4 protein-coding genes are annotated in these 2,563 nt (G+C 65.5%); 2 read left to right on the top strand and 2 right to left on the bottom strand.

Features of this window, described 5'->3' with window-relative positions:
• Positions 1-118: NmrA family NAD(P)-binding protein (locus Y705_RS23700; RefSeq protein ID WP_162149096.1), on the bottom strand; the 118-nt coding region annotated here is incomplete at its 3' end.
• Positions 119-236: 118 nt separating this feature from the next.
• Positions 237-938: a hypothetical protein gene (locus Y705_RS0115060; protein ID WP_155850106.1), complete on the bottom strand. Its 702-nt coding sequence runs from the start codon at positions 936-938 to the stop codon at positions 237-239.
• Positions 939-1,081: 143 nt separating this feature from the next.
• On the opposite strand from Y705_RS0115060, the gene Y705_RS0115055 reads away from it, so the two are divergent.
• Both Y705_RS0115055 and Y705_RS0115050 read left to right on the top strand, forming a co-directional pair.
• Positions 1,082-1,570, top strand: a complete 489-nt coding sequence (locus tag Y705_RS0115055; protein WP_026533458.1) for a DUF3515 domain-containing protein — start codon at positions 1,082-1,084, stop codon at positions 1,568-1,570.
• Between the two features lie 18 nt (positions 1,571-1,588).
• Complete coding sequence (locus tag Y705_RS0115050) at positions 1,589-2,437, top strand: SMP-30/gluconolactonase/LRE family protein (RefSeq protein WP_026533457.1); 849 nt, start codon at positions 1,589-1,591, stop codon at positions 2,435-2,437.
• Positions 2,438-2,563 lie beyond the last annotated feature (126 nt).

Here is a 2,563-nt window from a genome sequence, read left to right as displayed (position 1 = left end):
GGGTGATCGACGACGCCTGCCGAACCAGGACACGCACGGCGTAGCCTGCAGCAAGCGCCTGGTCCAGCACCTGACGGCCGGTCCTGCCCGATCCACCGAATACCGCAAGAGTCGTCATCGTCCTACTCCTTTTCATTTACTTTAGTCTCTAAAGTAGATCCATTAGATCCTAAAGTAAACGGAACGAGCGCCGGTCAGCTTTGAGTGGCACCGATGGCCTTCCGGCCTGTGCAACGTCAGCGCTTCCCGGCCCGCCGTCGTCGTACCGCAACAGCGGCCGCTGCCGCCGCACCGACCAGGAGGACCGCGCCGATGACCCAGACCATCGGCGACACGGACGTGGACCGCTCGGCGTCGAGGGCTTCCGGGGTCGGGGATGCCGACGCCGATTCCGACGGCGTTCCCGCTGCTGTTCCGGCCGATGCCGGCGTCGCGCTGCTCAGGCTTGGTGGCAGCGTTGCCACCGCGGTCGGCGTCGACGCCTGCTTGGTGGCAGTGGGCGTGGCCGTGGCCGTGGCCGTTGCAACCGGTGCTGGTGGTGCTGTCGGTTCCGCGGACGCCTCAACGGTCGGCTCGGCCGGCAGCGCGGGACTGTTCGCCAGATCGATCACTTCGCCGGTCGCCGCGTTGTACTGCAAACCGGTGTAGATCAGGCTGTCCCGCAACAGGAGGTAACCCGTGGCTGCTTCGATGAGGTGACCGGTAGGCGGGTGGATGAGGTAGCCGGTGTAGCCGTCGATGTCGAAACCGGTGACCGGATCGACCTTCGGGGTCGGGTCGGGAGTCGGCACCGGCGGAGCGGGAACGCCGAAGGTCGTCTGGGTGTGTGGCTCATCCCCGTGCTCCGCGGCCGTGGCGGAGGATGCTCCGGCCGTGGCCATCAGGATTCCCGCAAGGACTACCGACGTCGTACGCCTGGCTACTGACTTTCGCTGCATGTTCGCTCTCTAAGGGACTGTCTCAATCGTTGCGCGTGGCGCGCCCCCACAAGTTTACTTCCGTCCCTTTAGTAACAGTGCCAGCCGTGGAGCGTGTCGGCCGGGCTACCTCTGGAGTCCGGGCCAGCTATTAGGCTGGCTTCATGCCCACCCCTATTCAAGCCCAGCGCCTGTGGGCGCCTTTCGCGGCGCTGCTCCTGGTGACCACAGCCTGCGCGCCCGTGGTCAACGTAGAACCAGCGGTCGACGCCGCCAATCCCACCTGCGCGGAGGTCATGGTCGCCCTGCCTCCCCAGGTCGCCGAGAACGAACAGCGCGAGACGAACAGCCAGGCGACGTCGGCGTGGGGTGATCCGTCAAAGGTGGTGCTGCGCTGTGGAGTGGAAGTCCCCGGCCCCACCACTGATCCCTGTGTCTCGGTGAACGACGTCGACTGGGTGCTGCAGGAAGGCGATACCGCCTGGACGGCCACCACGTACGGGCGCGATCCGGCCGTGGAAGTTCTCTTCAACCCCGATGAGGTGGCCTCGAGCACCGTGCTGGTGGAGTTGGGTGGACCGGTGTCGGCGATCGAGCAGACCCGTGAGTGCATCAGCCTCTCCGACCAGCTTGACCTTCCCGCAAACGGCTGACGATCGAAGGAGTGCAGAATGAAGGCAGAACAGCTCACCGATGTGTGCACGTATCACGGAGAAGGACCTTACTGGGATCCGCGGATCGGCTCGCTGCTCTTCGTGGACATGCTGGAGGGCGACGTTGTGGTGCGAAGCAGCGACGGCACGCTGGTGCGCCACTCCGTTGATCCCGCCGTCGCCGCTGCGGTGCGCGGGCGGACCTCGGGAGGTTATGTCATCGGTGTGGAGAGGGGTTTTGCGTTCGCCGATGCGTCATTCTCCACGGTCGAGGCAGGGCCGGTGGCCTTCACTGATCCCTCGGTGCGCATGAACGACGGCGGGTGCGATCCCCGGGGGCGCTTCCTCTGCGGATCCATGGGGTCATTCGGTACGGGAGCCCTGTACTCGCTGGCTCCCGACCACTCGGTGTCCACAGTGTTGGCCGGTGTCTCGACCTCCAATGGCCTGCACTGGAATGCTGCCGGCGACACCGCTTTCTACACCGACACTCCCACCCAGCGGATAGACGCACTGGATTACGACGTCGAATCAGGCAGGTTCAGCGGCCGCCGCACCTTTGCGCTCGTCGACCCGTCGCTCGGAGCCCCCGACGGCATGGCGATCGATTCCGAGGGCGGCATCTGGACTGCTTTGTACGGTGGATCAGCTGTTGTGCGGTACGACTCGGAGGGCCGGTTGAGCGAGCGGATCGACGTGCCGGCCAGTCAGGTGACAGCCTGTGCTTTCGGCGGCGAGGACCTGCGGACGCTCTTCATTACGACGTCCCGTCAGGAGCTCGCCGAAGGGGCGGAGCCGTTGGCGGGGGCACTCTTCTCGGTGTCCGCGGGTGTCTCCGGGGCGCCGTTGCCTCTGTTCGCGGGGTAAGTCGCCTTTTTTGAATTCTGGTGCCTCGAGGAATGTCAGAGGTGGGTGGTTTGCTGAGGTTATGGACGCGGGAGGGGTCGACGGCGGCGCTGGTGGGGGTTTCCTCGGTGGGGCTGGTTCGCTGTT

The sequence above is a fragment of the Arthrobacter sp. H41 genome (assembly GCF_000520535.1).
In the GTDB taxonomy this organism is placed as follows: domain Bacteria; phylum Actinomycetota; class Actinomycetes; order Actinomycetales; family Micrococcaceae; genus Arthrobacter_D.
This window is presented reverse-complemented; position numbering and strand designations above follow the sequence as displayed.

Coding starts and splice junctions, on each gene's coding strand:
- Y705_RS0115055 (WP_026533458.1), top strand. CDS start 1,082: ATGCCCACCCCTATTCAAGCCCAGCGCCTGTGGGCGCCTTTCGCGGCG.
- Y705_RS0115050 (WP_026533457.1), top strand. CDS start 1,589: ATGAAGGCAGAACAGCTCACCGATGTGTGCACGTATCACGGAGAAGGA.
- Y705_RS0115060 (WP_155850106.1), bottom strand. CDS start 938: ATGCAGCGAAAGTCAGTAGCCAGGCGTACGACGTCGGTAGTCCTTGCG.